Below are 687 nucleotides of genomic sequence, written 5' to 3'. Positions count from 1 at the left end.
GTTCTGGAAGGCGCGCAACTGGCCGTCGTCGCCGCGGACGATGAGCACCGAATAGGGGCCGCAACGGTATTCGAAGTAGTCGCCCGGGTCGGCAACGTGGTCGACGGTGCAGGCCTGCTGCCACGCCCGCGGCCACATGCGCTCCATCTCGAGCTGCGCGAGCTGAAATGCGGGTATCACGGCTGGACATGGGACTTGGCGGGCACGCTCAAGCGGATTCCGAACCGGAAGGGGTTCGGGACCGTGCACATGTCCGAGTTCCCTCTGGCGCCCGTCCGGGTCGACACGTGGGAGCGGTTGGTCTTCGTCAACCTGGACCCCGACGCCATGCCGCTGGCCGATTACCTCGAGGCGGTCCCTGTCGACATCGCCTGGTGCGGACTGGGCGACTTCCGTTGCTACGCAACGATGACCATCGACGTCGAAGCCAACTGGAAGACCATCGCCGACGGCTACAGCGAGACCTATCATGTCCAGACCCTTCACCCTGAACTGCACCGGTGCATGGACGACGTGTACGCGCCGCAGAAGATCTGGGGCCACACGGGCAAATCTGAATCCCTCTACGGGGTGCCGAGCCCGCGACTCGCCGGCGCACTCAGCGACGAAGAGGTGTGGGACGCCTACGTGAATACGCAGGGCGCCCTGATGGGCATGGCCGAAGGCACGCCGTTCCCGGCTGAGCGG

General features: G+C 65.6%; 1 protein-coding gene and 1 pseudogene. One reads left to right on the top strand and one right to left on the bottom strand.

Annotation, left to right across the window (positions count from 1 at the left end):
- A pseudogene (locus IMZ11_RS43075) lies at window positions 1-180 on the bottom strand (hypothetical protein); the annotation flags it as partial.
- Window positions 181-195: 15 nt separating this feature from the next.
- Between IMZ11_RS43075 and IMZ11_RS43070 the strand changes: the two are divergent.
- The coding region (locus IMZ11_RS43070; RefSeq protein WP_305075952.1) for an SRPBCC family protein at window positions 196-687 on the top strand (492 nt) is incomplete at its 3' end.

Source organism: Microtetraspora sp. AC03309 (genome assembly GCF_020826795.1).
In the GTDB taxonomy this organism is placed as follows: domain Bacteria; phylum Actinomycetota; class Actinomycetes; order Streptosporangiales; family Streptosporangiaceae; genus Microtetraspora; species Microtetraspora glauca.
This window is presented reverse-complemented; position numbering and strand designations above follow the sequence as displayed.